The sequence below is a fragment of the Gynurincola endophyticus genome, assembly GCF_003991195.1.
GTDB lineage: Bacteria > Bacteroidota > Bacteroidia > Chitinophagales > Chitinophagaceae > Gynurincola > Gynurincola endophyticus.
In genome coordinates this window covers 458,510-481,964 of record NZ_RCWL01000002.1, presented here as the reverse complement: position 1 = coordinate 481,964, position 23,455 = coordinate 458,510, and the positions used below count along the sequence as shown (strand labels likewise).

19 protein-coding genes are annotated in these 23,455 nt (G+C 39.0%); 18 read left to right on the top strand and 1 reads right to left on the bottom strand.

The annotated features are described in order from the left end of the window. Positions 1–2: 2 nt before the first annotated feature. The 8 genes from D9O48_RS06055 to D9O48_RS06020 all read left to right on the top strand — a co-directional run bounded on the left by D9O48_RS06055 (position 3) and on the right by D9O48_RS06020 (position 10,087). A complete protein-coding gene (locus tag D9O48_RS06055; protein WP_126971643.1) occupies positions 3–1,700 on the top strand; it encodes a RagB/SusD family nutrient uptake outer membrane protein in 1,698 nt (565 codons plus the stop codon). 42 nt (positions 1,701–1,742) lie between these two features. Then, positions 1,743–3,230, top strand: a complete 1,488-nt coding sequence (locus D9O48_RS06050; RefSeq protein ID WP_126971641.1) for a DUF1735 domain-containing protein — start codon at positions 1,743–1,745, stop codon at positions 3,228–3,230. 17 nt (positions 3,231–3,247) lie between these two features. Beyond that, positions 3,248–4,687 carry a glycoside hydrolase family 30 protein gene (locus D9O48_RS06045; protein ID WP_126971639.1) on the top strand — a complete coding sequence of 480 codons (1,440 nt, stop codon included), beginning with the start codon at positions 3,248–3,250 and terminating at the stop codon, positions 4,685–4,687. Positions 4,688–4,724: 37 nt separating this feature from the next. Continuing rightward, entirely contained in the window at positions 4,725–6,173 is a 1,449-nt protein-coding gene (locus D9O48_RS06040) for a glycoside hydrolase family 30 protein (protein ID WP_126971637.1), read from the top strand. A gap of 91 nt (positions 6,174–6,264) precedes the next feature. After that, positions 6,265–7,044 carry a ThuA domain-containing protein gene (locus tag D9O48_RS06035; protein WP_126971635.1) on the top strand — a complete coding sequence of 260 codons (780 nt, stop codon included), beginning with the start codon at positions 6,265–6,267 and terminating at the stop codon, positions 7,042–7,044. 11 nt (positions 7,045–7,055) lie between these two features. Further along, positions 7,056–7,835: a ThuA domain-containing protein gene (locus D9O48_RS06030; protein ID WP_126971633.1), complete on the top strand. Its 780-nt coding sequence runs from the start codon at positions 7,056–7,058 to the stop codon at positions 7,833–7,835. 7 nt (positions 7,836–7,842) lie between these two features. Then, a complete protein-coding gene (locus D9O48_RS06025) occupies positions 7,843–9,036 on the top strand; it encodes a heparan-alpha-glucosaminide N-acetyltransferase domain-containing protein (protein ID WP_126971631.1) in 1,194 nt (397 codons plus the stop codon). Positions 9,037–9,064: 28 nt separating this feature from the next. Then, the gene (locus D9O48_RS06020; RefSeq protein WP_126971629.1) at positions 9,065–10,087 is read left to right on the top strand and encodes a glycoside hydrolase family 18 protein; all 1,023 of its coding nucleotides are present in this window, start codon (positions 9,065–9,067) and stop codon (positions 10,085–10,087) included. Between the two features lie 389 nt (positions 10,088–10,476). On the opposite strand, the gene D9O48_RS06015 is transcribed toward D9O48_RS06020, so the two are convergent. Further along, positions 10,477–12,882, bottom strand: coding sequence for an alpha/beta hydrolase family protein (locus tag D9O48_RS06015; RefSeq protein WP_126971627.1), 2,406 nt, complete (start codon positions 12,880–12,882; stop codon positions 10,477–10,479). Between the two features lie 266 nt (positions 12,883–13,148). Here D9O48_RS06015 and hisG point away from each other — a divergent pair, with 266 nt between their 5' ends. From hisG to trpB, 10 genes are all read left to right on the top strand, one after another. Next, a complete protein-coding gene (gene hisG / locus D9O48_RS06010) occupies positions 13,149–14,012 on the top strand; it encodes an ATP phosphoribosyltransferase (protein WP_126971625.1) in 864 nt (287 codons plus the stop codon). 15 nt (positions 14,013–14,027) lie between these two features. Further along, entirely contained in the window at positions 14,028–15,314 is a 1,287-nt protein-coding gene (hisD, locus tag D9O48_RS06005) for a histidinol dehydrogenase (protein WP_126971623.1), read from the top strand. Between the two features lie 37 nt (positions 15,315–15,351). After that, complete coding sequence (gene hisC / locus D9O48_RS06000; RefSeq protein WP_126971621.1) at positions 15,352–16,407, top strand: histidinol-phosphate transaminase; 1,056 nt, start codon at positions 15,352–15,354, stop codon at positions 16,405–16,407. A gap of 1 nt (position 16,408) precedes the next feature. Beyond that, positions 16,409–17,548, top strand: coding sequence for a bifunctional histidinol-phosphatase/imidazoleglycerol-phosphate dehydratase HisB (gene hisB / locus D9O48_RS05995; RefSeq protein WP_126971619.1), 1,140 nt, complete (start codon positions 16,409–16,411; stop codon positions 17,546–17,548). Between the two features lie 214 nt (positions 17,549–17,762). Further along, positions 17,763–19,193, top strand: coding sequence for an anthranilate synthase component I family protein (locus D9O48_RS05990; protein ID WP_126971617.1), 1,431 nt, complete (start codon positions 17,763–17,765; stop codon positions 19,191–19,193). Between the two features lie 4 nt (positions 19,194–19,197). After that, positions 19,198–19,767: an anthranilate synthase component II gene (locus D9O48_RS05985; protein ID WP_126971615.1), complete on the top strand. Its 570-nt coding sequence runs from the start codon at positions 19,198–19,200 to the stop codon at positions 19,765–19,767. Between the two features lie 5 nt (positions 19,768–19,772). Then, positions 19,773–20,771, top strand: coding sequence for an anthranilate phosphoribosyltransferase (gene trpD / locus D9O48_RS05980; RefSeq protein WP_126971613.1), 999 nt, complete (start codon positions 19,773–19,775; stop codon positions 20,769–20,771). Then, entirely contained in the window at positions 20,768–21,574 is an 807-nt protein-coding gene (gene trpC, locus D9O48_RS05975) for an indole-3-glycerol phosphate synthase TrpC (protein ID WP_126971611.1), read from the top strand. The genes trpD and trpC overlap by 4 nt, the downstream gene beginning before the upstream one ends. A 25-nt stretch (positions 21,575–21,599) precedes the next feature. Further along, on the top strand, positions 21,600–22,226 hold the full coding sequence (locus tag D9O48_RS05970; protein ID WP_126971609.1) for a phosphoribosylanthranilate isomerase: 627 nt from the start codon (positions 21,600–21,602) through the stop codon (positions 22,224–22,226). A 17-nt stretch (positions 22,227–22,243) separates the two neighbouring features. Beyond that, the gene (gene trpB / locus D9O48_RS05965) at positions 22,244–23,455 is read left to right on the top strand and encodes a tryptophan synthase subunit beta (protein WP_126971607.1); all 1,212 of its coding nucleotides are present in this window, start codon (positions 22,244–22,246) and stop codon (positions 23,453–23,455) included.

Here is a 23,455-nt window from a genome sequence, read left to right as displayed (position 1 = left end):
ACATGAAACGCTATATTTATATTCTTACTATATCATTCTTTGTCGTCGTTCTCAACGGTTGCAATAAAGATTTTCTGGATGTCAGAAAAATTAATGCAGATATTACCATTGAACAGATGTACACAAACTATTCTTATGCACAAAGCGCACTCTGGAATGTTTACAGTTATTTGCCAGACGGTTTTGCTAACCTGCATATGGAAGCTGCTACAGACAACGCAGAAAGTACCAGTCCCGGGGCCGGTTCTCAGGCTTTTAATATGGGAATCTGGAATCAGTATACCAATCCGGATAATATCTGGACCCGTAACTTTGAAGCTATTCAGAATGCAAATCTCTTTCTGAAGAACATGCATAAAATAGATATTGATTATATTAAAAACGGTATCGTCGGGGTAGATTCTTCTGCTTACTACAATGCTCGTGATAATGTGAAATACATGAAAGGCGAAGTATTGTTTCTGAAAGCCTTTTTCTATTTTGAATTAGTGAAACGTTACGGTGCTGTTCCTATTTTTGAAGAAGCAATGGTGTATGAAGATGAAAGTACCTGGAAAAATGCTCAACGTAATTCTTTAGATGAATGTATCCGCTATATTGCTGCTTTATGTGATGAGGCTTCAGGTATCATACCGGCTGTTTTGAATGCATCATGGTATGAAGATGGTCGCATCACGCACGGGGCTATCAGAGCTTTAAAGTCACAGGTTTTATTGTATGGGGCAAGTCCTTTATACAGAGCCGCCGGTTCTACTATTACCTGGGCTGATGCTGCCAGCGCTGCCTATGCAGTGATTAACATGAACCGCTATGCTTTAGATGCGTCCTATTCAAAACTTTTCGGACCTGATAATGCCAATACGCAGGAGCTCATATTTTATAAAAGATATGGCGCCCTGAACTGGATGGAGCAAAATAATTTTCCTATTGTTTTTGAAAACAGTAATGGAAACAGTATAACACCATCTCAGAATTTTGTTGACCAATTTGAAGTATTGATAAAAGATGGTTCAGGAAATGTTACAGAATCTGTACCATTCAACTGGTCTGATGCTGTTCATGCAGTAAATCCTTATCAAAACAGAGATCCGCGCCTGCAATACACAGTTATTACCAATAATGCAACTTTTAAGGCTACTACCATTGAAACATTTACCGGAGGTAATAGTGGTTTGCCAAAATTGAATGCTACTAAAACCGGGTACTATCTCTCTAAATGGGTAAATCCTTCTATTGATCTGGTGAACGGAACTACTTCTAATCACAACTGGGTTTATTTCAGGTATGCAGAAATTTTGTTGAACTATGCTGAAGCCATGTTCAATGCTTATGGTGCTACCGCTGACCCCGGTAATTTTGGAATGACAGCCCTGAGCGCTGTTAATACCGTACGTCAAAGAGTTGGTATGCCGGCGCTTAACTCTTCACAGTTAAATCAGGAAGCTATTGAAAGAGAAAGAAATGTTGAGTTAGGTTTTGAAAATAAACGTTTCTGGGATGCCCGTCGATGGGATAAAGCTACCACTTACTTCAAAACTCCTCTGAATAGAATTGTAATTCAGAAAACCGGAACAGGCACTTTTACCTATAATGTTATTAAACTGGAAGACAGGATTTTTCATGAAAAAATGAACTGGTATCCTATTCCGCAAACTGAAATTAACATTACTCAATGGACGCAAAATCCTGGTTGGGAATAAACTTTAAAAGCATTTCAGTGATCACCATTCAATTTATGAGCGATGATAAAATTTCAAAAATATAACATCTTTTTTCTGTCAGCTATCTGCCTTTTATTCGGCTATAGCTGTAAACAGGAATTACTGGAAGGTCCGAAAGCTTCGGGCAACGAACCTTTCAAGGTTTACTTTTTAAACGGTACGGATAATGGTATTATTAATGGCTTATCCGGTACTGATCTGTCGATTAACAGAAATGAAAGAACTGCTGATTTCCCTATCAGAATTTTCAGGGGCGGGCAAGCAGGTTCTGAACCATTTACTGTAAAAGTTACTGCCGATGTGAGTACTATTGAAGCATTAATTCAGTCTGGAGCATTACCGGTTAATACTGTAGTGTTAGATGCGGCTAGCTTTACTTTTCAGGAGGATGTTACACTTACTGTAGAGCACGATATGATGAAAGGAAATTTGTTACCACGTATTAAAATTGATCAGTTAGAACAATATATTGGTCAGCATGTGGCAATCGGATTTAAAATTTCAGGTACTTCCAGATATACAATCAATGAAGAAATGGATAATGTCGTGCTGTTCTTTAATGTAAACTCATTGGCAGGGCCGGTGCAATTTACCGAAGCAAATGCAGGAAATAATCCGGTTATAAATGTTGCTAATACCAGCTTTACAGTAAATACTACCGACAATGAGGTTAACATACCAGTGAATATTCAACGTGCCGGTAGTGCTGATTTAGGAAATTTTACGGTGAATGTAGAAGTTGACAATAGTAAAATTGCCGATATGATTCAATCAGGTGCATTACCTGCCAATACTGTAACATTATCTCCACTTGATTATTCTTTAGATACAGAAGTAACTTTATCCAGAACCAGTGACGGAATTAATGGTAATGTAATTCCAAAAATAAAAATCAATAACCTTGACCAATATAGTGGTCAGAAAGCGGTGCTGGGCCTTAAATTGAAAAACAGTTCGGAGTTTTCAATTAACCCCGATGCTGATCAGGTATTGATTTATTTTGACGTCGACTCTTTACTCGATGAAGCGCAACCTCCGGTAAATCTTTTAGATCCACAGGGATGGACCAATCTGACGATTAATAATGACAATAACGTTGTTTTCACGATTAATGATGATGGTAGTATCAAAGCTACAGGAGGTAGTTGGGGACATGCCGGCGCCTACCAGGCTATAGAAGTAAGAGCCGGAAAAAAATATAAAATTGACATGCGCGTAAAAGGGTCCGGCGCTACTGATGTATGGTATGAAGTGTATGTAGGTACTGCTGCACCGGTTCAGGGTAGTGATTATAGCAGTGGCGGTAGCTTATTGGCATTAAATACCTGGACAGGTTGTGGTAAATCGGCATTTGACGCACAACTGTCTTCTATTGCTTGTGCCGGAAATGGTGGTGTGTTTACTGCCACGGCTACACAAACAATGTATGTTGTTATTAAATCAGGGGGAGCAGATTTAGGAGCACAAGGTATTACTGCTTCTAATATTGATTTGAGAAGAGTTCCATAAAATAAAGCTTATAGATTATGATAAAGAGAATGAATATTATTGGTGTTGTTTTAGTTTCTACAACATTATTAGGAGCTCAGTGCAAAAAACCGGCAGGTGGAGGGGAAGAACCCCCTCCCTTACCTGCCAATCAGGGTAACGTAACGGTATGGCTTACTAAAGCCGATTCTACGGTATTGTTGTCGAAAGCCAATCAGATAAGTTTTGTGACCGGTACCGCAGAAATTGATGCCATTCATATAGACAGTACCACGGTTTATCAGGAAGTAGATGGCTTCGGCTATACTTTAACCGGTGGCAGCGCTACTTTGATCAATCAGCTCGAAGAGTCTAAAAAAATGGCATTGCTGAATGAACTATTCGGAAGAAATGAATCTTCTATCGGTGTAAACTACCTCCGTATCAGTGTGGGTGCTTCTGATCTGGACCCTGCCGTTTTCAGCTACAATGATTTACCAGCCGGTGAAACAGACATTGAACAGGAGAAATTTAGTATAGCTCCTGATAAAGTTGATCTGATTCCTGTTTTAAAGAAAATCCTTTCTATTAATCCGAAGATTAAAATTATGGGCTCCCCATGGAGTCCGCCGGCATGGATGAAAGATAACGGTTCAACCAAAGGAGGAAGCTTAAAACCCGAACTGTATGCTTCCTATGCAAAATATCTGGTGAAGTATATTCAGGCAATGAAAAATGAAGGTATAGTGATCGACGCCCTCACTCCGCAGAACGAACCTTTACATCCTGGTAATAATCCTAGCCTGCTGATGCTGGCCGAACAACAACGCGACTTTATTAAAGATGCATTAGGTCCTGCATTTCAGGCCGCGGGTATCCAAACTAAAATAGTCATCTACGATCATAACCTCGATAATCCACAGTATCCGATTTCTATATTAAATGATCCGGAAGCAAAAAAATATATTGACGGTTCTGCGTTTCACTTGTATAACGGACAGGTAAGTGCGATGAGCACTGTTCATAATGCACATCCTGATAAAAATCTGTATTTCACAGAGCAATGGACCGGTTCTAACGGTGCATTCAGCGGAGACTTTCAATGGCATATTAAGAATGTAATTATCGGTACGATGAAGAACTGGAGCAAAATCGCATTAGAGTGGAATCTTGCAAATGATCCTTCATTCGGACCGCATACTCCGGGAGGTTGTACCATGTGCAAAGGTGCATTAACGATCAATGGCCAGACGATTAACCGTAATGTTGCTTATTACATCATAGCGCATGCTTCTAAATTTGTGCCTGCAGGCTCTAAAAGAATAAATAGTTCAGAAATAACCGGTTTGTCTAATGTGGCATTCGTTACACCCGAAGGTAAAAAAGTTTTAATTGTACTGAATGAGCAGAGCAGCGATAAATCTTTCAGCGTAAATTTTAAAAATAAACGGGCTAACTATATCATTCCTGCAAATGCTGCAGTTACCATGGAGTGGTAGAATGGCCCGTTACTATCAATAGAAATTTAATAGAATTATGAAGAAGACAATCATCTATGTGCTGACAGTTGCCGTTACTCTGGGTTTGATGGCCTTTGTAAAACAACTACCTCGTGCCCCCAAAAAAAACATTAAAGTTTTTACAACAGCACAGCATACCAATCAGCGACTGGCTGAAAAGAATCTCGATAAGGAGTTTATTAAACTGGAGCAGCCTTTGGAAACGCAGGTTTGTATCTTTGTTGATCCTTCTAAAACCTTTCAGCAATTTACCGGTATCGGTGGAGCTATTACTGACGCTTCGGCTGAAACTTTTGCTAAACTTTCGAAAGATAAACAACAGGAATTGCTGCATGCCTATTACGACTTAAATAAAGGAATCGGCTATTCACTGGCCAGAACTAACATGAATAGTTGCGATTTTTCAAGCGACATGTATACTTACGTGGCTGATAATGACGAAGCATTGAAAACATTCGATATTCAACATGATAAACAATACAAATTACCGATGATCAAAAAAGCAATGGCTGCTACCGGAGGTAATTTGAATCTGTATATCAGCCCGTGGAGCCCACCGGCCTGGATGAAAGACAATAATAATATGCTGAAAGGTGGCAAGCTATTGAAAAAATATTACCAGTCATGGGCCAATTATTATGTGAAATATATCAATGAACTTCAAAAAGAAGGAATTCCTGTATGGGGATTATCTGTTCAGAATGAACCCATGGCAACACAACGATGGGAAAGCTGTATCTACACAGCTGAAGAAGAAGCTGATTTTATAAAAACAGCATTAGGTCCTGTTTTGAAAGCGAATAAAATGTCTGATAAAAAACTCATTATCTGGGATCATAACCGCGATTTGATTTATCAGCGTGCCAGCACTACCTTACGAGATCCGGAAGTAGCTAAGTATGTATGGGGTATCGGTTTTCACTGGTATGAAACATGGACGGGCAGTGATATGATGTTCGACAATTTAAAGAGAACCGCCGAAGCTTTTCCTACCAAAAATTTGATATTCACCGAAGGATGTAAAGAAAAATTCTCGATGGATAGTATTTATAACTGGAGTCTTGGAGAAAGATATGGCCTGTCAATGATCAACGACTTTAATGCAGGTACTGTGGCATGGACCGATTGGAATATCTTATTGGATGAACACGGCGGACCAAACCACGTAGGCAATTTTTGTTTCGCACCAATACATGCTAATACTCAAACAAACGAACTGATTTATACCAATGCTTACTACTATATCGGACATTTTTCTAAGTTTATCCGACCTGGTGCAAAACGTATTATTTCGTCTTCAAATCGTACTGATTTACTTACTACTGCTTTCAAAAATACAGATGGTAGTGTAGTAGTTGTTGTGATGAATAAAGGTGAAGAGGAAATGAATTATAATTTGTCTATTGATGGAAAAGCTGTAGAAGTTCAGTCTCCGGCACACTCCATTCAAACAATATTAATGTAGTAGTTTTCTCATTTAGTGTTAAAGTTTGATAGAGGTGGCAGCAGTTGTAAAACATTGTAGCCGCCTCTTATTGTTTATCCGATTTAAAGCTATGAAAATTTTTAAAAAAATACTACCGGTAATAATGCTGTTCTGTTTTATCATTCAATTATCCGTTGCCGGTTCTTTGAATGATAAACCGGTTCAAAAGAAAGTATTGGTTTTAACCGAGCGGGGTGGTTTGCATGAAGGATTTGTTGTAGCGGCATTAAACTGGCTGCAGGAATTTGCCCAAAAAAATAAACTCGAACTCAGAGTCATTAATCACCCCCGGGAAATCGAAAATGAAAACCTGAATGTATACAGGTTATTCATTCAGTTAAACTATCCGCCTTATAACTGGACAGACAAAACTATGAGCGCATTTGAAAAATACATCGATGAGGGCAGCGGTGGTTGGATCGGATTTCATCACGCTACATTACTGGGTGAGTTTGATGGATATCCTTTATGGAAGTGGTTTTCTGATTTTATGGGAGAAATTCTTTTCAAAAACTATATCGCCCGAAAAGCTACTGCAAACGTGTATATTGAAAATAGAAAACATCCGGTAATGAAAAATTTGCCGGAAGTTTTTTCAGTACCCAATGATGAATGGTATACGTTTGATAAAAGCCCTCGGGGAAAAGTAAATGTATTAGCCAATGTAGATGAGAATTCTTATCAGCCAGCTTCTGATATTAAAATGGGTGATCATCCGGTAATCTGGTCAAATGAAAACAAAAAAGCCCGAAATGTATATTTTTTAATGGGCCATGGAGAAGAACTTCTGCGGAATGAAGCATTTACAACAATGTTTGCAAATGCAATAGTATGGGCACTGAAGAATTAAAAATAAATGAAATGAATAAACGATTTTTGCTATTTGCTGCTTTGTTAATATGGGGAATAACAGCACAATCTCAACGGTTCCCACGATTTAAAGTGCTGGCATTTTATAATAAACAGGTAGAACCGGCACACGTAGACTTTGCCAATGATGCTATTAAGTTTTTCAGTAATCTGACCATCGGTGACGGTTTTGTTTTCGATACCACCAGCAGAATGTCTGATCTGAATGATGAAAAGCTAAAAGAATATCAGCTGGTAATGATGATTAATGATTTTCCACATAGTAAGGAGCAAAGAGCCTCATTTGAAAAGTATATGGAAAATGGTGGCGGATGGATGGGGTTTCACGTAGCGGCTTATAATGACAGAACTACTCATTGGCCATGGTTTGTAAATTTTTTAGGTGGAGCTGTATTTAATAGAAACAGCTGGCCGCCCTTACCTGCTAAAATTGTAATTGAAGAACATACACACCCTGTAACCAAAGCATTGCCAGCCAGCTTTATTGCACCTCTTAATGAATGGTATCAATGGAAACCGAGCCCCCGGTTGAATAAAAAAGTGAAAGTATTCGCCAGCTTGTCAAAAGATAATTATCCATTGGGCCTGAAAGATATTCTACCGGATGGTGATACTCCTGTTGTGTGGACGAATACTGATTACCGAATGATTTATCTGAATATGGGGCATGGCGACAATATATTCTCTGATGCTACCCAAAATATGCTTATTATTGATGCCTTCAGATGGGTAGTGGCCAGTGACAAAAAGGGAGATGTATTTTTAAAATAATTGAATAATGACAAATACTTCTTTAAACAGATTGGTGTCTATCGATATCATGCGTGGTATCACACTCTTTTTAATGCTTTTTGTAAATGACCTGTATACACCGGGCGTACCGAAATGGATGGTGCATACCGAAGCTTCTTATGATGGTATGGGACTGGCCGACTGGGTGTTTCCCGGCTTCCTGTTTATGGTAGGCCTATCAGTACCGTTTGCAATGGCTGCCCGGAGAAAAGTAAATAGTTCTTCCGGTAGTTTACTGTTACACATACTCGTTCGATCGGTCAGCCTGATTATTATTGGTGTGGTGATTTTAAACGGTGATAGAATCAATCCGCAGCTGACGGGTATTTCAGGCTTATGGTGGAAGGCGCTGGTTTATGTATGTATTTTCCTGATCTGGAATTTTTATCCTCAAAAATCGAAATATAAGGCCCTTTTCAATGCTTTGCAAATGATCGGTGCAGCAGGATTGATTTGTCTTGTAGCTGTTTTCAAAGCCGGAACTCCCGAAAATACTCAATGGCTCGAAATAGGATGGTGGGGTATTCTTGGTTTAATCGGTTGGGGATATCTGGTAGCTGCTCTGGCATACCTGGTTACTTCCGATAACTTTAAGCTTAGTCTACTCTTCTTTTTATCATTTTTATTGCTTAATATTCTTACGCAAGCCGGTCTGGTGCACTTCAGCGGATGGGCAGGAAAAATATTCGGGGTCGTTTTAAGTGGTAATGTGCCTTCTGTTACTTTAGCGGGATTAACAGCAGGTATTCTCATTAAAACAGGCAAACAAAACAGGTCAAAGCTTCTGAAACAATTGCTCGTGATGGGAGTTGTTTGTGTAGCTGCAGGATTTATACTCCGCCATTGGTTTATTATCTCTAAAATTTATGGTACACCCAGTTGGGCAATGATCTGTAACGGAATCAGTATTCTGTTGTTTGTTGGAGTATATTATTTAACAGACATTAAAAAAGTGGTAAGCTGGAGCGGCCTTTTTGAAATAGCCGGTAAAAATTCCCTCACAACCTATCTGGCACCCGATATGGTATATTTTATGTGCTGGGGATTCAGTATCCCTCTCTTCTTTTACAAGCAAGAACACAATATGTTACTGGCAGTTGGCGGCTCTGTGGTATGGTCGGTATTGATGATACTGTTTGCTTATGTATTGTCAAAACTTTATATCAAACTTAAATTATAACCATTCGCTCATTTATAAACAGATACTCATGAAAAAGATATTTTATTTTATTCTTATGGCGTTGTCGATACCATGTATCGTTCTGATCGCTAATAATAAAAAAAGTAATTCCGGTAAAGTGGTAGTGGCTTATGTTACTTCCTGGACAAAAGAAATTCCTGACCCGGGCATTGTTACCCATATCAACTACGCTTTTGGTCACGTGAATAATACATTTGACGGTGTTCGTATTGATAATCCACAACGATTAAAACAGGTAGTCGGGCTAAAGAATGCCGGGAATGATCTGAAAGTGTTATTGTCGATCGGTGGTTGGGGAAGCGGGCGGTTCAGCGAAATGGCTAAAGATGCAAAATTGCGTAAATCGTTTGCCAACGATTGTGCAAAGGTGGTGAAAGATTTCAACCTTGATGGAATAGATATCGATTGGGAATATCCTACCAGTAATGCTGCCGGTATTTCTGCTGCACCTGAAGATACTCAAAACTTTACCTTATTGATGCAGGATATAAGAAAAGCAATTGGGAAAAAGAAATTACTGACACTGGCAACTGTGCTGACTGCACAATACATCGATTTTGTAGAAGTGAATAAAGTAGTTGATTTTGTAAATATCATGACTTACGACGGAGCACGTCCGCCAAAACACCATGCTGCATTGTACCGTTCAGAAATGACTGGCGGAACTTCTTGTGTAGAGGCTGTAGAAGCGCATATCCGTGCAGGAATGCCGGCAGAAAAATTAGTGTTGGGTATTCCTTTTTACGGTCGCGGTAATAAGAAAGAAGTGAAAGATTTTGTAGATTTTAAAAACATTCCTCAATTGACCGGTGTTGAAAGCAGATGGGATGATGTAGCCAAAGCTGCTTATCTGGTAAATAAAGAAGGAGAGATGGTTTGTACTTATGAAACACCGGAATCAATCAAGCTGAAATGTGATATGATTAAAGAAAAAGGTTTGTTAGGTGCCATGTATTGGGAATTTGCAGGAGATGACGAGCAGGGTACATTATCAAAACTCGTGTATAATGAAGTAGTTAATAAAAAATAGTAATTTATTGATATTGTGTATATTATAAAAAAAGAGATGCAGAAGCATCTCTTTTTAAGCTGGATTCAGCTCTAAAACAACCCTATTAATTTAAAACTAATCTTTCTGATTGACCACTACTATTACCCAACCGTTGCATACTTATGTGAAAAAAATGACATCTATGGAACGACCTCAGCTATTGATAGAAAAGTGAATCAGAAACAGGTTGTTATTCAATTATATACGTATCACCAGCAACCTTAGATTCAAAAAAAATTATCTCTGTTTGATCGTGTTGCTACTTTTTTTGGTTAGAATAGGCGTATCTACCAGATCAGACGTCAAACAATCGTTTTCTCAATGGTGGTTTATTGCATAAAAAAAACCTCCCTAAGGAGGTTTTTTTATTATTTAGCATTTTTTACATATTTCTCTAACCATTGGTGTTGTTCGTATAAAGCATGTAAAATGTTTTCTTTGGCTTTATAACCGTGTCCCTCATAAGGGAAGAAAACTAATCTTACTACACCACCCGTACCTTTGATAGCGTTGAATAAACGCTCACTCTGAATAGGGAAAGTACCTGAGTTTTCGTCAGTATCGCCGTGTAACATCAATAAAGGTGTCTTGATTTTATCTGCAAAACTAAATGGACTCATATTGTAATATAATTCAGGAGCCTGCCAATAAGTTCTGTCTTCATTCTGGAAGCCGAACGGTGTTAATGTTCTGTTGTAAGCACCTGAGCGTGCAAGACCAGCTTTGAACAAATTGGTATGTGCTAAAAGATTGGCTGTCATGAAAGCGCCATAGCTATGGCCACCTACTGCTACTCTTTTCGGATCACCTACTCCTAACTTTGAAAGATGTTGAATAGCAGCTTCAGCGTTTAACTTTAACTGATCAACAAAGTTGTCGTTAGGTTTGCTGTTTGCATCTTTTGCAACGATAGGCATTTCTGCATTATCCAAAACTGCATAACCCTGCGTTACCCAATAAATAGGAGAACCCCAGCTTAAAGTAGTGAATTTGTATTGAGAACCTCTAACCTGCGCAGCATCAGCAGCAGAATTGAATTCTCTCGGATATGCCCACATTAATACCGGTAAAGGACCATCTTTAGCAGCATTATATCCTTTTGGTAAATATAAATCGCCGGTTAAGCTTACACCATCAGCTCTTTTGTAAGAAATTTTCTCTTTGCTTACACCTACTAATGCAGGGTATGGATTGGCAAAGTCGGTTAACTTAACATCAGCAATTCTTTTCTTTAAATTTTTGATATAGTAGTTAGGTACATCTGTTTGAGTTTCTTTGCGGGTAATGAATACCAGGTTATCGATATCGATAAAACCGGTAATTACTTCAAAAGTGCCCTCTGAAGCTCTCCAGATAATATCACTCTTCTTGGTTTTTAAATCAAAAGTAGCTAAGAATGGTAAGTCACCTTTAGGTGAAGAACCTGTAGCATTGTTTAATAAGATCTTTTTACCTTTTTCAATGAGCTTTAAAACAGGTTCGCCATATTCATTTTGAGTAGTAACAGGCATACCCGGATTACCATATAAGTCGTTTGATGAACGCTCAATTAATACTTCAGTAGAACCGTTTTTGATGTTCAATAAACTTAATCTGCTCATTTGTTTTGAGCGGAAGCTTTCATTGAGTAAAGCGATCTCGTCATTGTGCCAGGTGATACCACCATATCTCCATGCTGTTTTTATTAAAGAAACAGGCTGGCCGTTAAACGGAGCATCTAATTGGAATACCTCGTCATGGAAGTCTTCTTTATTTTTATAAATACCACCATCAAGAGGTTTTACATACACTAAAGAAGCAGCTTTATCATTTCTCCAGGTATGACCTCTGTCGTAATTACCAACATTGTCAAAACCTGCAGGATTATTTTCTGTAGAAGGTAATTCTACTACTTTCTTAACAACATTTCCTTTAGTATCCCAAATGAAAATGGTACGTGAAAAACCATTGGCAGGAACTAAATAAGAAAACTCTTCTTTTAAAATCGTTAATAATAAATACTGATTGTTAGGAGAAGCATTTACTGAAGAATAAAGTGCAGGCGTTCCTAATTTGGTTTCAGTACCGTTTTCATTAATGATTAATTGAGTAGTTGCATAGAATTTGAATAACTGCTCATCATATGGTGACTTAATCAGATCCTGATAAGTACGAACAGGCGCTGCTTTACCAACTGATTCCTGAATCGTAGGTCCTGAAGGTTTCAGGTTAGATTTAGGTGCATTCGTAGCAGGAGCAATTGTACCTGTATAAAGAATTGTATTTTCTCCTAACCATCTGAAGCTGCCGCCTAAGATAGTGTTCAGAGGAGTTTTATTTACTTTCGTTGCTTTTTTAGTAGCAATGTCTACTACATATAAATCTACTGCATTGTTTGTGTTATTTGTGAACGCAAACTTAGTTTGAGAACCGTTCCAGCTAACACCACCAGCTAACAGATCTTTTGGCAAACCTTCAATTTCATATACCTTTTTTTCTTTGATATTTTCAATCGTGATATGGTGATTAAAGTTTTGGCGGCTTAAGCTAAAGTTATTAGGATTAATTCTTAAACCTGCAATTCTAAGCTCGGGTTGAGCTAATTCTTCAACAGATATGTAATTGTCACGAGTTGTTTGAATCATCCATTCTGCATTCTTCGAGATATTGATCGAAGGGGTAGAAGGGGCTAATAACAAGTCGGCAATTACTTGTGGTGGCTTTTGGTAGCCTTCCTGGGCTTGGGCAAACAAACCAACCAGCAGTAAAACCACAATGGCATTTAAAAATCTCATGATCGAACTTTTTAGTTGTTAATCCTTGCAAATTAAACTTTTATTCATTTCATATTTCCCCCATTTTTCAACATTTTTATTTTTTTTGGCGGTTATTATCAGCTTCCCTACCTTTGAGTTCATGATTCAAAACATCCATAGCATTCATCATCATCATACTTACCTCAGGAGGTAGGCCGGTGGTGCTATGTCTAGTGCCAATATATTTGAGGGCTTACCACAGGTAAGCCCTTTTTTTATTTACTGAATTAAGAAAATTGAAGATAATGTCACAAATAAGACTAAAAATCGCCATCCAGAAGTCAGGACGGTTATATGAAGACTCTGTTCAATTACTCAAAGAATGTGGTATTCAATTGAGAAATGTAAAAGATCGTCTGCGCACTGAAGCGGATAACTTTCCGCTGGAAGTGTTCTTTTTAAGAGACGATGATATTCCTCAATACGTTGAAGACGGGGTGGCTGATATCGGTATTGTAGGTGAAAATGTGCTTCAAGAAAAGAATAAAAAGGCTTTTGTAGTAGAAGCCCTCGGATTCGGAAAATGCCGGCTGTCGCTGGCAATTCCCAGAGCTGAGGAGTACGAAGGTGTTCAGTCATTACAGGGTAAAAAAATTGCCACCAGTTATCCTTTTATTTTACAGGAGTTTTTAAAAGAACACAATGTCACTGCTGACATACATGAAATTTCAGGCTCTGTAGAAATTGCACCCGGTATCGGGCTGGCCGATATGGTAGCTGACCTGGTGAGTTCCGGCTCTACTTTGTTCATGAATGGTTTGAAAGAGGTAGAAACCATTCTTGAATCACAGGCGGTAATGATCAGTAATATTGCATTATCTTCTGAACAGGAACTTATTCTTCAGAAACTGCTCTTCCGCATCCGTGCTGTTAAAAAAGCTCAGAAAAATAAATATATTCTTCTGAACGCTCCCAATGATCAACTTACCCAGATCATCGGTTTATTACCGGGAATGAAAAGCCCTACTGTATTACCTCTGGCAATAGAAGGTTGGAGTTCTGTACATAGCGTACTGAGTGAAGATACATTCTGGGATATTATTGAGCAATTGAAAGAAGCAGGGGCAGAAGGTATTCTCGTGGTTCCGATTGAAAAAATGATTGTTTAAGTTTACCGATCTGCTATGAAATTATATATAGAACCGGCGAAAGAGCAATGGAATACTATTCTCAAACGCCCCACCAACGATTCATTAAATTTTACGGATACGGTTCGTAACGTATTACAGGCTGTTCGTGAAAAGGGTGATCAGGCTGTTGCTGAATATACTTTACAATTCGATAAAGTTGCGCTGACTAAATTTGAAGTAACTGCTGATGAATTTATTGAAGCAGAACAACTCCTCAATGATCAACTGAAAACAGCCATTCTCACAGCTTATGAAAATATCCGCACTTTCCATGAAACCCAAACGACCGCTATCACAGTTGTTGAAACAATGCACGGGGTTAGCTGCTGGCGTAAACAGGTGGGTATTGAAAAAGTAGGACTTTATATTCCGGGCGGTACGGCTCCTTTATTCTCTACTATTCTTATGTTGGGAATACCTGCCGCCATTGCCGGTTGTAAAAAAGTTATCTTGTGTACGCCTCCTGCAAAAACAGGTAAAGTGCATCCCGCTATATTATTTGCTGCAAAATTAGTAGGCATTACCAATGTTTTTAAAATAGGTGGAGTGCAGGCAATCGGTGCAATGGCATATGGTACAGCAACTGTTCCTAAAGTATATAAGATATTCGGACCCGGCAATCAATATGTTACCTGTGCTAAACAATTGGTACAGTTAGACGGGGTAGCAATCGATATGCCTGCAGGTCCTTCCGAAGTAGCAATTTATGCAGATGATACAGCTGTTCCTGCTTTTGTTGCAGCTGACTTACTGAGTCAGGCAGAGCACGGCTCCGATTCGCAGGTGTTATTGGTAGCTACTTCAAAAAATATAATAGAGGCTGTGGAGAAAGAACTGGATAAGCAACTCGAACAATTACCAAGAAAAGAAATAGCTGCAATAGCCATGAATAATAGTACGGCTGTTGTTATAGCTGATCACCCGGTAGCAATGGATCTGCTGAATGAATATGCACCGGAACACCTTATACTGGCTACTGATTGTGCTGAACAATTGGCGGAGCAGGTCATTAATGCAGGTTCTGTGTTTATGGGACATTATTCACCCGAATCTGTAGGTGATTACGCCAGCGGAACAAACCACACTTTGCCAACCAATGGCTTTGCTAAAATGTATAGCGGGGTGAGTGTGGATAGCTTCGTTAAAAAAATTACTTACCAAAGGTTATCTACAGAAGGATTGATAAATATTGGTAATACAGTAGCTTTAATGGCAGCAGCTGAAGGATTAGATGCACACGCACGTGCTGTTACGATCAGGTTAGACGAATTAAAGTCTTGATTCATTATTTACACTTAATGGTTTTAAAAAAAAGAACATGCAATTCGATTTAAACGCCCTTATCAGGGAAAATATAAAACAACTGGTTCCTTATTCTTCGGCAAGAGATGAATTTAAGGGAGAAGCAAAAGTGTTTTTAGATGCCAATGAAAACGGTTTAGGTTCACCGCTTACCAAATGGTACAATCGATATCCGGATCCGCAGCAGATCGCTATAAAAGAAAAGTTAAGTTTCATCAAACAAACTCCCGCCGATACAATCTTTATCGGTAATGGCAGCGATGAGTGTATCGATGTATTAATCCGTAGCTTTTGTGAGCCCAGAATGGATAATATTATTATCTGTCCGCCTACTTATGGAATGTATGAGGTCAGTGCCCATATTAATGATGTGGAAGTACGTGAAATTCCGTTAACACCTGGTTTTCAACTTGACCTTCAGGCAATAGAAGAAGCTATCGACGACAATACAAAAATGATTTTTATTTGTTCGCCTAATAATCCTACAGGCAATAGTATTGACAGGCAAGACATTGAAATGATACTCAATAATTATTTCGGTATTGTTGTGATCGATGAAGCATATATCAACTTCTCCCGCCAGAGAAGTTTTGTGCCGGATATTAAGGAATACCCGCAACTGGTAGTATTACAAACATTTTCGAAAGCCTGGGGATTGGCTGCTTTAAGAGTAGGACTGGCTTTTGCACAAAAGAATATCATCAGTGTAATGAATAAAGTAAAACCTCCGTATAATATCAACCAGGCATCACAGGAGTGGATCATCAAAGCATTGGAAGAAGTAGGACAGGTAAATGATATGATCAGGAATATAGTAGCGGAAAGATCTTTATTAGAAAAATCACTCAGTGAACTACGTGTTGTTGAACAAGTATATCCGAGTGATGCAAACTTCCTGTTGGTGAAAGTTACGGATGCAAATGGTATTTATCAGTATCTGCTTGAAAAAGGAATTGTTGTAAGAAACAGATCTTCTGTAATACTTTGCAATGACTGTTTAAGAATCACTATCGGAACGACTATTGAAAATAATCAATTACTCAATGCTTTAAAAGTTTATCAATCTGTATAAAATGAAAAGAGTTTTATTCATCGATCGTGACGGTACTTTAATTAACGAAGCGCCGCCCTCTTATCAGTTAGATGATTTCGCTAAATTGACTTTCTATCCGCAGGTGTTTGAATACATGGGTAGAATAGCCAGGGAATTGGATTATGAACTGGTGATGGTAACGAATCAGGATGGTTTAGGAACCAGTTCTTTTCCCGAAGATACCTTCTGGCCGGTACATAATTTTGTAATGAAAAGTTTAGAAGGCGAGGGCATTTATTTCAACGACGTTTGTATCGATCGCTCTTTTCCTGAAGACAAAGCGCCTACCAGAAAACCAGGTACAGGAATGCTGACTCAATATCTTGATCAGGAAAAGTATGATCTTGAAAACTCTTTTGTAATCGGAGATCGTATCACGGATGTACAGTTAGCCAAAAATCTGGGCGCAAAAGCTATCTGGATGAACAACGATACGACATTGGGAGCAGGTGAAGTAAGTGACGATCTGAAAGAGCTGGAAAATACTATCGCACTCATAAGTACAGAATGGAGTGATATCTATAAATTCTTAAAACTTGGACTGCGTAAAGTAATTCATGAACGGAATACGAACGAAACTCAAATAAAAATTGAACTCAATGTTGATGGTAGTGGCAGGTCTGCCATTGTAACGGGGTTAGGCTTCTTTGACCATATGTTAGATCAGATTGCACGCCACGGAAAAATGGATTTAACCATACGCTCGAATGGTGATTTGCATATAGATGAACATCATACCATCGAAGATACAGGTATTGCATTGGGCGAAGCTTTTGCGAAAGCTTTGGCTGATAAGCGGGGAATGGAACGTTATGGCTTTGCCCTGCCTATGGATGAAGCAGATGCAATGGTAACCATCGACTTCGGAGGAAGAAACTGGATTGTATGGAATGCGCACTTTAGCCGTGAATATGTAGGAGATATGCCAACCGAAATGTTCTTCCACTTCTTTAAATCATTTAGTGACGCTGCAAAATGTAATCTTAATATTACCTGTAAAGGCGACAATGAACACCATAAAATTGAAGCTGTTTTTAAAGCTTTTGCAAAAGCAATTAAGATGGCGGTAAAACGAGACCCTTTAAGCAATTATTTACCTTCAACTAAAGGCGTTTTATAAAAGGCTCAAAAAATATTTTGTTATCTCAAAATTCTTTGTAACATTTGTAGTAACAATTATGAAACAAATCGCATTAAATAACAATTGGTGGTGGCATACAAACTTCAATCGAGGCTTGTAGGTAACTACTATTGTATTATGCGTTGATATATAATTCAAAGCCTCGATTTTTAAAATCGAGGCTTTTTTTATTGAATTTCCCCAAAGCAGGAATATGAAACAAATTAAAGTTAAAACACAGTGTAAGAAGCTGTTAGCTGATGTGTTTACGCCGGTAGCCATCTACTTACGCGTGCGCGACCGGTTCAGAGATACCGTTTTGTTAGAAAGTAGTGATAATAAAGGAAATGAGAATAGCTTCTCGTTCATTGCTATCAACGCTATCGGTGGAATTGAAATTACTTCTCAAAAACAGATTGAATTTAAATATCCGGGAGAAGCCCCTCAGTTACAGTCTATTGCAACATTGCAGTCTGTTCCTGAACTCATACACGAATACATGCAACGCTATGAGATCACGGATACGCCAGTGAAAGAAGCTGCTTTTGCCCAGGGGTTATACGGTTATACCGGCTACGACGCAATTGAGTTTTTCGACTCAGTTAAACTGGAAAAAAAACCTGACCAGCAAGCTGATAACTATATTCCATTGATGCGTTACCGCCTGTATCAATATGTAATTGCCATCAATCATCATAAAGATGAAATGTTTATCTGCGAAAACATATTAAGAGGTGTTGAGTCGGAATTACCTTTAATTGAATCTTTAATCTACTCTAAAGATGTTCCTGTATTTCCTTTTGCAGTACAGGCAGAAGAAACTTCTAATTTAACCGATGAAGCATTTATTGCAAACGTAAAAAAAGGAATTGAACATTGTTATAAAGGCGATGTATTTCAAATTGTACTCAGCAGAAGATTTCAGCAATCTTTTATAGGTGATGAGTTTAATGTATACCGTGCGCTCCGGTCAGTAAATCCTTCACCTTATCTCTTCTTTTTTGATTACGGCGATTACAAATTACTTGGGTCTTCTCCCGAAGCACAGATTATTATCAATAAAAGAAAAGCAATCGTTCATCCGATTGCCGGCACTTTTAAAAGAACCGGTGATGAAGAAACAGATGCAAAAGAAGCACAACGCTTGTTAGAAGATGCAAAGGAAAATGCAGAACATGTAATGCTGGTAGACCTTGCCCGGAATGACCTGAGCCGTTTATGCGAAGATGTTACTGTGGCAAAATATAAACAAGTTCATTATTATAGTCATGTGATTCATCTGGTAAGCGAAGTAACCGCCACTGTTAAGGAACATACCAACCCTTTTGATGTATTGGCAAAAACATTTCCTGCCGGAACACTCAGCGGTGCCCCGAAAATTAAAGCAATGGAAATTATTAATCATTTAGAATCTACAAACAGAAGTTATTATGGAGGCGCAATTGGGTTTGTTGGTTTTAATGGTGATATCAATCATGCAATCATGATCCGCACTTTTTTAAGTAAGAAGAATAAACTTTATTATCAGGCCGGAGCTGGTGTGGTAGCCGCCTCTAATCCTGAAAGTGAGTTACAGGAAGTCAATAACAAGTTAGGCGCATTGAAAAAAGCTATTCAATTTGCTGCTGAAATTTCAAAATATTAATACCGTGCAAAAAGTTCTTGTTTTCGATAATTACGATTCTTTCACCTATAATCTGGTTCACCTGGTAGAGAAAATTATCAACACAAAAGTAACCGTGGTGAGAAATGATCAGATTCCTTTAGAAAAAGTGAATGAGTACGATAAAATAATTTTGTCTCCCGGCCCGGGAGTGCCTTCTGAAGCGGGGCTCTTGCTTCCACTGATTAAAGAATACGCTGCATCTAAAAGTATACTGGGTGTTTGTTTAGGACATCAGGCAATCGGTGAGGCATTTGGTGGAACATTGAGTAACCTTTCAAAAGTTTATCATGGTGTAGCTACCAATTGTAAGCTGGAAAAAGTTTCTCCGATTTTTAAAGGTATGCCCAATGAATTTCAAATCGGCAGGTACCATAGCTGGATAGTGGATGAAGCAACGTTACCCAAAGAACTGGAAGTAACCGCCCGCGACGATCAGCAAATGATTATGGCAATGCAACATACTACTTATAATGTTCAGGGCGTACAATTTCATCCTGAAAGTGTATTAACACCTATGGGAGAAATTATCATTCAAAACTGGTTAAAATTATAACCGTCATGAAAAAGATTTTACAACAATTATTCGAACATAAAACCCTCTCACGCGAACAGGCGAAGGACGTGTTGACCAATATCGGAAAAGGTATTTACAACGAGCATGAAATTACTGCCTTCATGACTGTTTTTTTGATGCGTAGCGTAACCCTGCAGGAACTGATGGGCTTCAGAGATTCTCTGCTGGAAAATTGTGTGCCGGTTAATCTGGATACATTGGATACACTCGATATTGTAGGTACAGGTGGAGATGGAAAAAATACTTTTAATATTTCAACACTGGCCTGTTTTATTGTTGCCGGTGCCGGTCAGAAAGTTACCAAACACGGTAATTACGGAGCCAGTACTATTTCCGGAGCATCTAATCTGATGGAACAGTTAGGTTATAAATTTAAAAACGATGCTGCTCAGTTGAAGCTGGAACTACAGGAAGCGGGCATCTGTTTTTTACATGCACCCTTGTTTCACCCCGCTATGAAAGCTGTGGCTAATATCCGGAAAAATCTTGGTATAAGAACCTTCTATAATATGCTGGGGCCACTGGTAAACCCGGCATTTCCAAGATATCAGATTTTAGGAGTGTATAACCTTGAAATGGCAAGGGTGTATAACTATATGCTACAAACTACCGGACAATCTTTTGCAATTGTTCATAGTCTTGACGGATATGATGAAGTGTCTTTAACAAACGATACGAAGGTGATAACGAACGAAGGTGAGTTTTTGTATGACGCAGCTTACCTGGGTAAAAGAATGGTAGATCCTGTTTCGATACACGGTGGTAACTCGGTTGAAGAAGCCGCTAAAATATTTGTTCAGGTATTGCAGGGAAATGGCTCCTGGGCCCAAAATGCTGTGGTGCTCGCAAATGCTGCAGTAGCGTTGAATGCTACCGGTAAATATAATAATTATGATGCAGCTTACAAAGCCGCTGTTCAATCACTTGAGTCCGGAAATGCAGCAAACTGTTTATCTAAACTCATTCAATTGCAAAACTCATGACCACCATACTTGATCAGATCGTAGCCCGGAAAAAACAAGTGGTTGCAGCACGAAAAGCTATACAAAGCATCACAGAACTGGAGAAAAATCCGAATCTTCAACGACAAGGATTTTCTTTAAAAAGTACATTGCTCAACCCTTTAAAAACCGGCATTATAGCGGAATATAAGCGAAAGTCACCCTCAAAGGGAATTATAAATAAGGTAGCTTCAGTTGAATCAGTAACTGCAGCTTACAGCAACTTTGGCGCAAGCGGATTGAGTGTGTTAACTGATGAAGATTATTTCGGCGGATCTGATCTGGACCTTCAGAAAGCCAGGGTAAACCCCGTGCCTTTATTGAGGAAAGATTTTATAGTAGATGAGTATCAGATTATTGAAGCAAAAACTTTGGGCGCAGATGTAATTTTGTTAATCGCAGCGTGCTTATCTCCAACAGAAGTTAATAACTTTACGAAACTGGCTCACCAGCTCGGTTTGGAAGTTTTACTGGAATTACATGCCGAGGAAGAGTTGAGTCATATCTGTCCTGAACATCAGTTGATCGGAATTAACAATAGAAACTTAAAAGACTTTAAAGTGGATATCGACCGCAGTCTCCGGATGGCAGAACAATTACCACCGCAGGTCGTTAAAATTGCCGAAAGCGGTATCAGTGAAGTCGAAAATATTGTACGCTTTCATCAACACGGTTTCAAAGGCTTTCTAATGGGCGAAAACTTTATGAAACATGCTGACCCTGGCAAAGCATTTGAAGAATTTGTTGCTGCTTTAAAAATTAAATTACCCATTCATAACGATTAATTGCCGCAAAATAACTACTACCATTATGAGAGTAAAAGTATGCGGAATGACTTTGATAGATCAGGTACAACAATTACCTGACGCAGGAGCAGATTTTGCCGGATTTATCTTTTATCAGAAAAGTCCGAGATATGCCCTCAGGCACATGACGGTTGAACAAATACGGAAAATAAACACTATCAATAAAGTAGGTGTATTCGTAAATTCAACAGTTGAAGAAGTACTGCAAATGGTAGACGAATGCAGATTGCATATGGTACAGCTTCATGGCGATGAATCACCTAAGTTTTGTGAAAAGATTGCAGACTATGTTTCTGTAATCAAAGCTTTCAGGTTGAGTGATAACGATAGTGTGGAATGGATGATCTATCCTTATATGGATTACTGCGATATGTTTTTATTCGATACAATGGGAGCCGGTTATGGTGGTACAGGAAAAAAGTTTAACTGGAATATTCTGAAAGGATTAAATATCGGAAAACCTTTTTTTCTGAGTGGAGGTATTGAACCTGATGATGCGCCGTCGTTAAAAGAGTTCGAACTGGATCCCGTTGCTAAAAACTTATTTGCCATTGATGTTAACAGCAAATTTGAAGTGTCACCCGGAGTGAAAAATATTCAACTGATTAAAGAGTTTACCCAACAGCTTTAATCGCATTTTTTTTCAACATGAGTACAAAGTTATATCAAGAGCCAGACCAGTACGGTTACTATGGCGAATTCGGTGGAGCATTCATTCCTGAAATGCTGTTCAGAAATGTAGAGCAGCTCAAAAGTGAGTACCTGAAAATTATGTACGATCAAGACTTTCAACAGGAGTTTCAGCAATTGTTGAAAGACTATGTAGGAAGGCCAACGCCTTTATACCTCGCCAAAAGATTGAGCGAACGTTACGGGTTTAATGTTTATCTGAAACGTGAAGACCTTTGTCATACCGGCGCGCACAAAATTAATAATACCATCGGTCAGATTTTACTGGCCAGACGGTTAGGAAAAACTAAGATTATTGCAGAAACCGGTGCCGGGCAACACGGCGTTGCAACAGCTACCGTTTGTGCATTAATGGGCATGGAATGTGATGTTTACATGGGCGAAGTGGATATCGCCCGTCAGGCACCCAATGTTGCGCGAATGAATATGCTTGGCGCTAAAGTGATTCCGGCAACCAGTGGATCTAAAACACTGAAAGATGCTACCAATGAAGCTATCAGAGCCTGGATTAATGAACCGCTCGAAACGCATTACATCATCGGATCGGTTGTGGGGCCGCACCCTTACCCCGATATGGTAGCAAGGTTTCAAAGTATTATCAGTGAAGAAACACGTAAACAACTATTCGAGCAAACCGGTAATTCGTTACCCGATCTGGTAATGGCTTGTGTTGGTGGCGGATCTAACGCAGCTGGTATGTTTTATCATTTTCTGGAAGAACCAACGGTGAAAATTGTAGCAGTCGAAGCCGCCGGCCACGGTGTTAATTCCGGTTTGTCGGCAGCTACCACCCAACTGGGAGCACCTGGCATTCTGCATGGATCAAAAAGCCTGGTAATGCAAACGTCAGACGGACAAGTTATTGAGCCACACAGTATTTCGGCCGGACTTGATTATCCCGGAATAGGCCCGCTGCATGCACATTTATTCCAATCAAAAAGAGGAACGTTTTTAGCTGCTACTGATGAAGAAGCCCTCAAGGCGGCTTTCGAATTAACTAAACTGGAAGGAATTATTCCTGCATTGGAATCAGCACACGCCATTGCAGCACTGGCACAACTCGACGCAAAAGTAAAAGACCTCCAGAAAGGAGCAACAATTGTTATCTGCCTGAGTGGAAGAGGAGATAAAGATTTGAATACATACATGAACGCTTTGAAAAGCTATTAA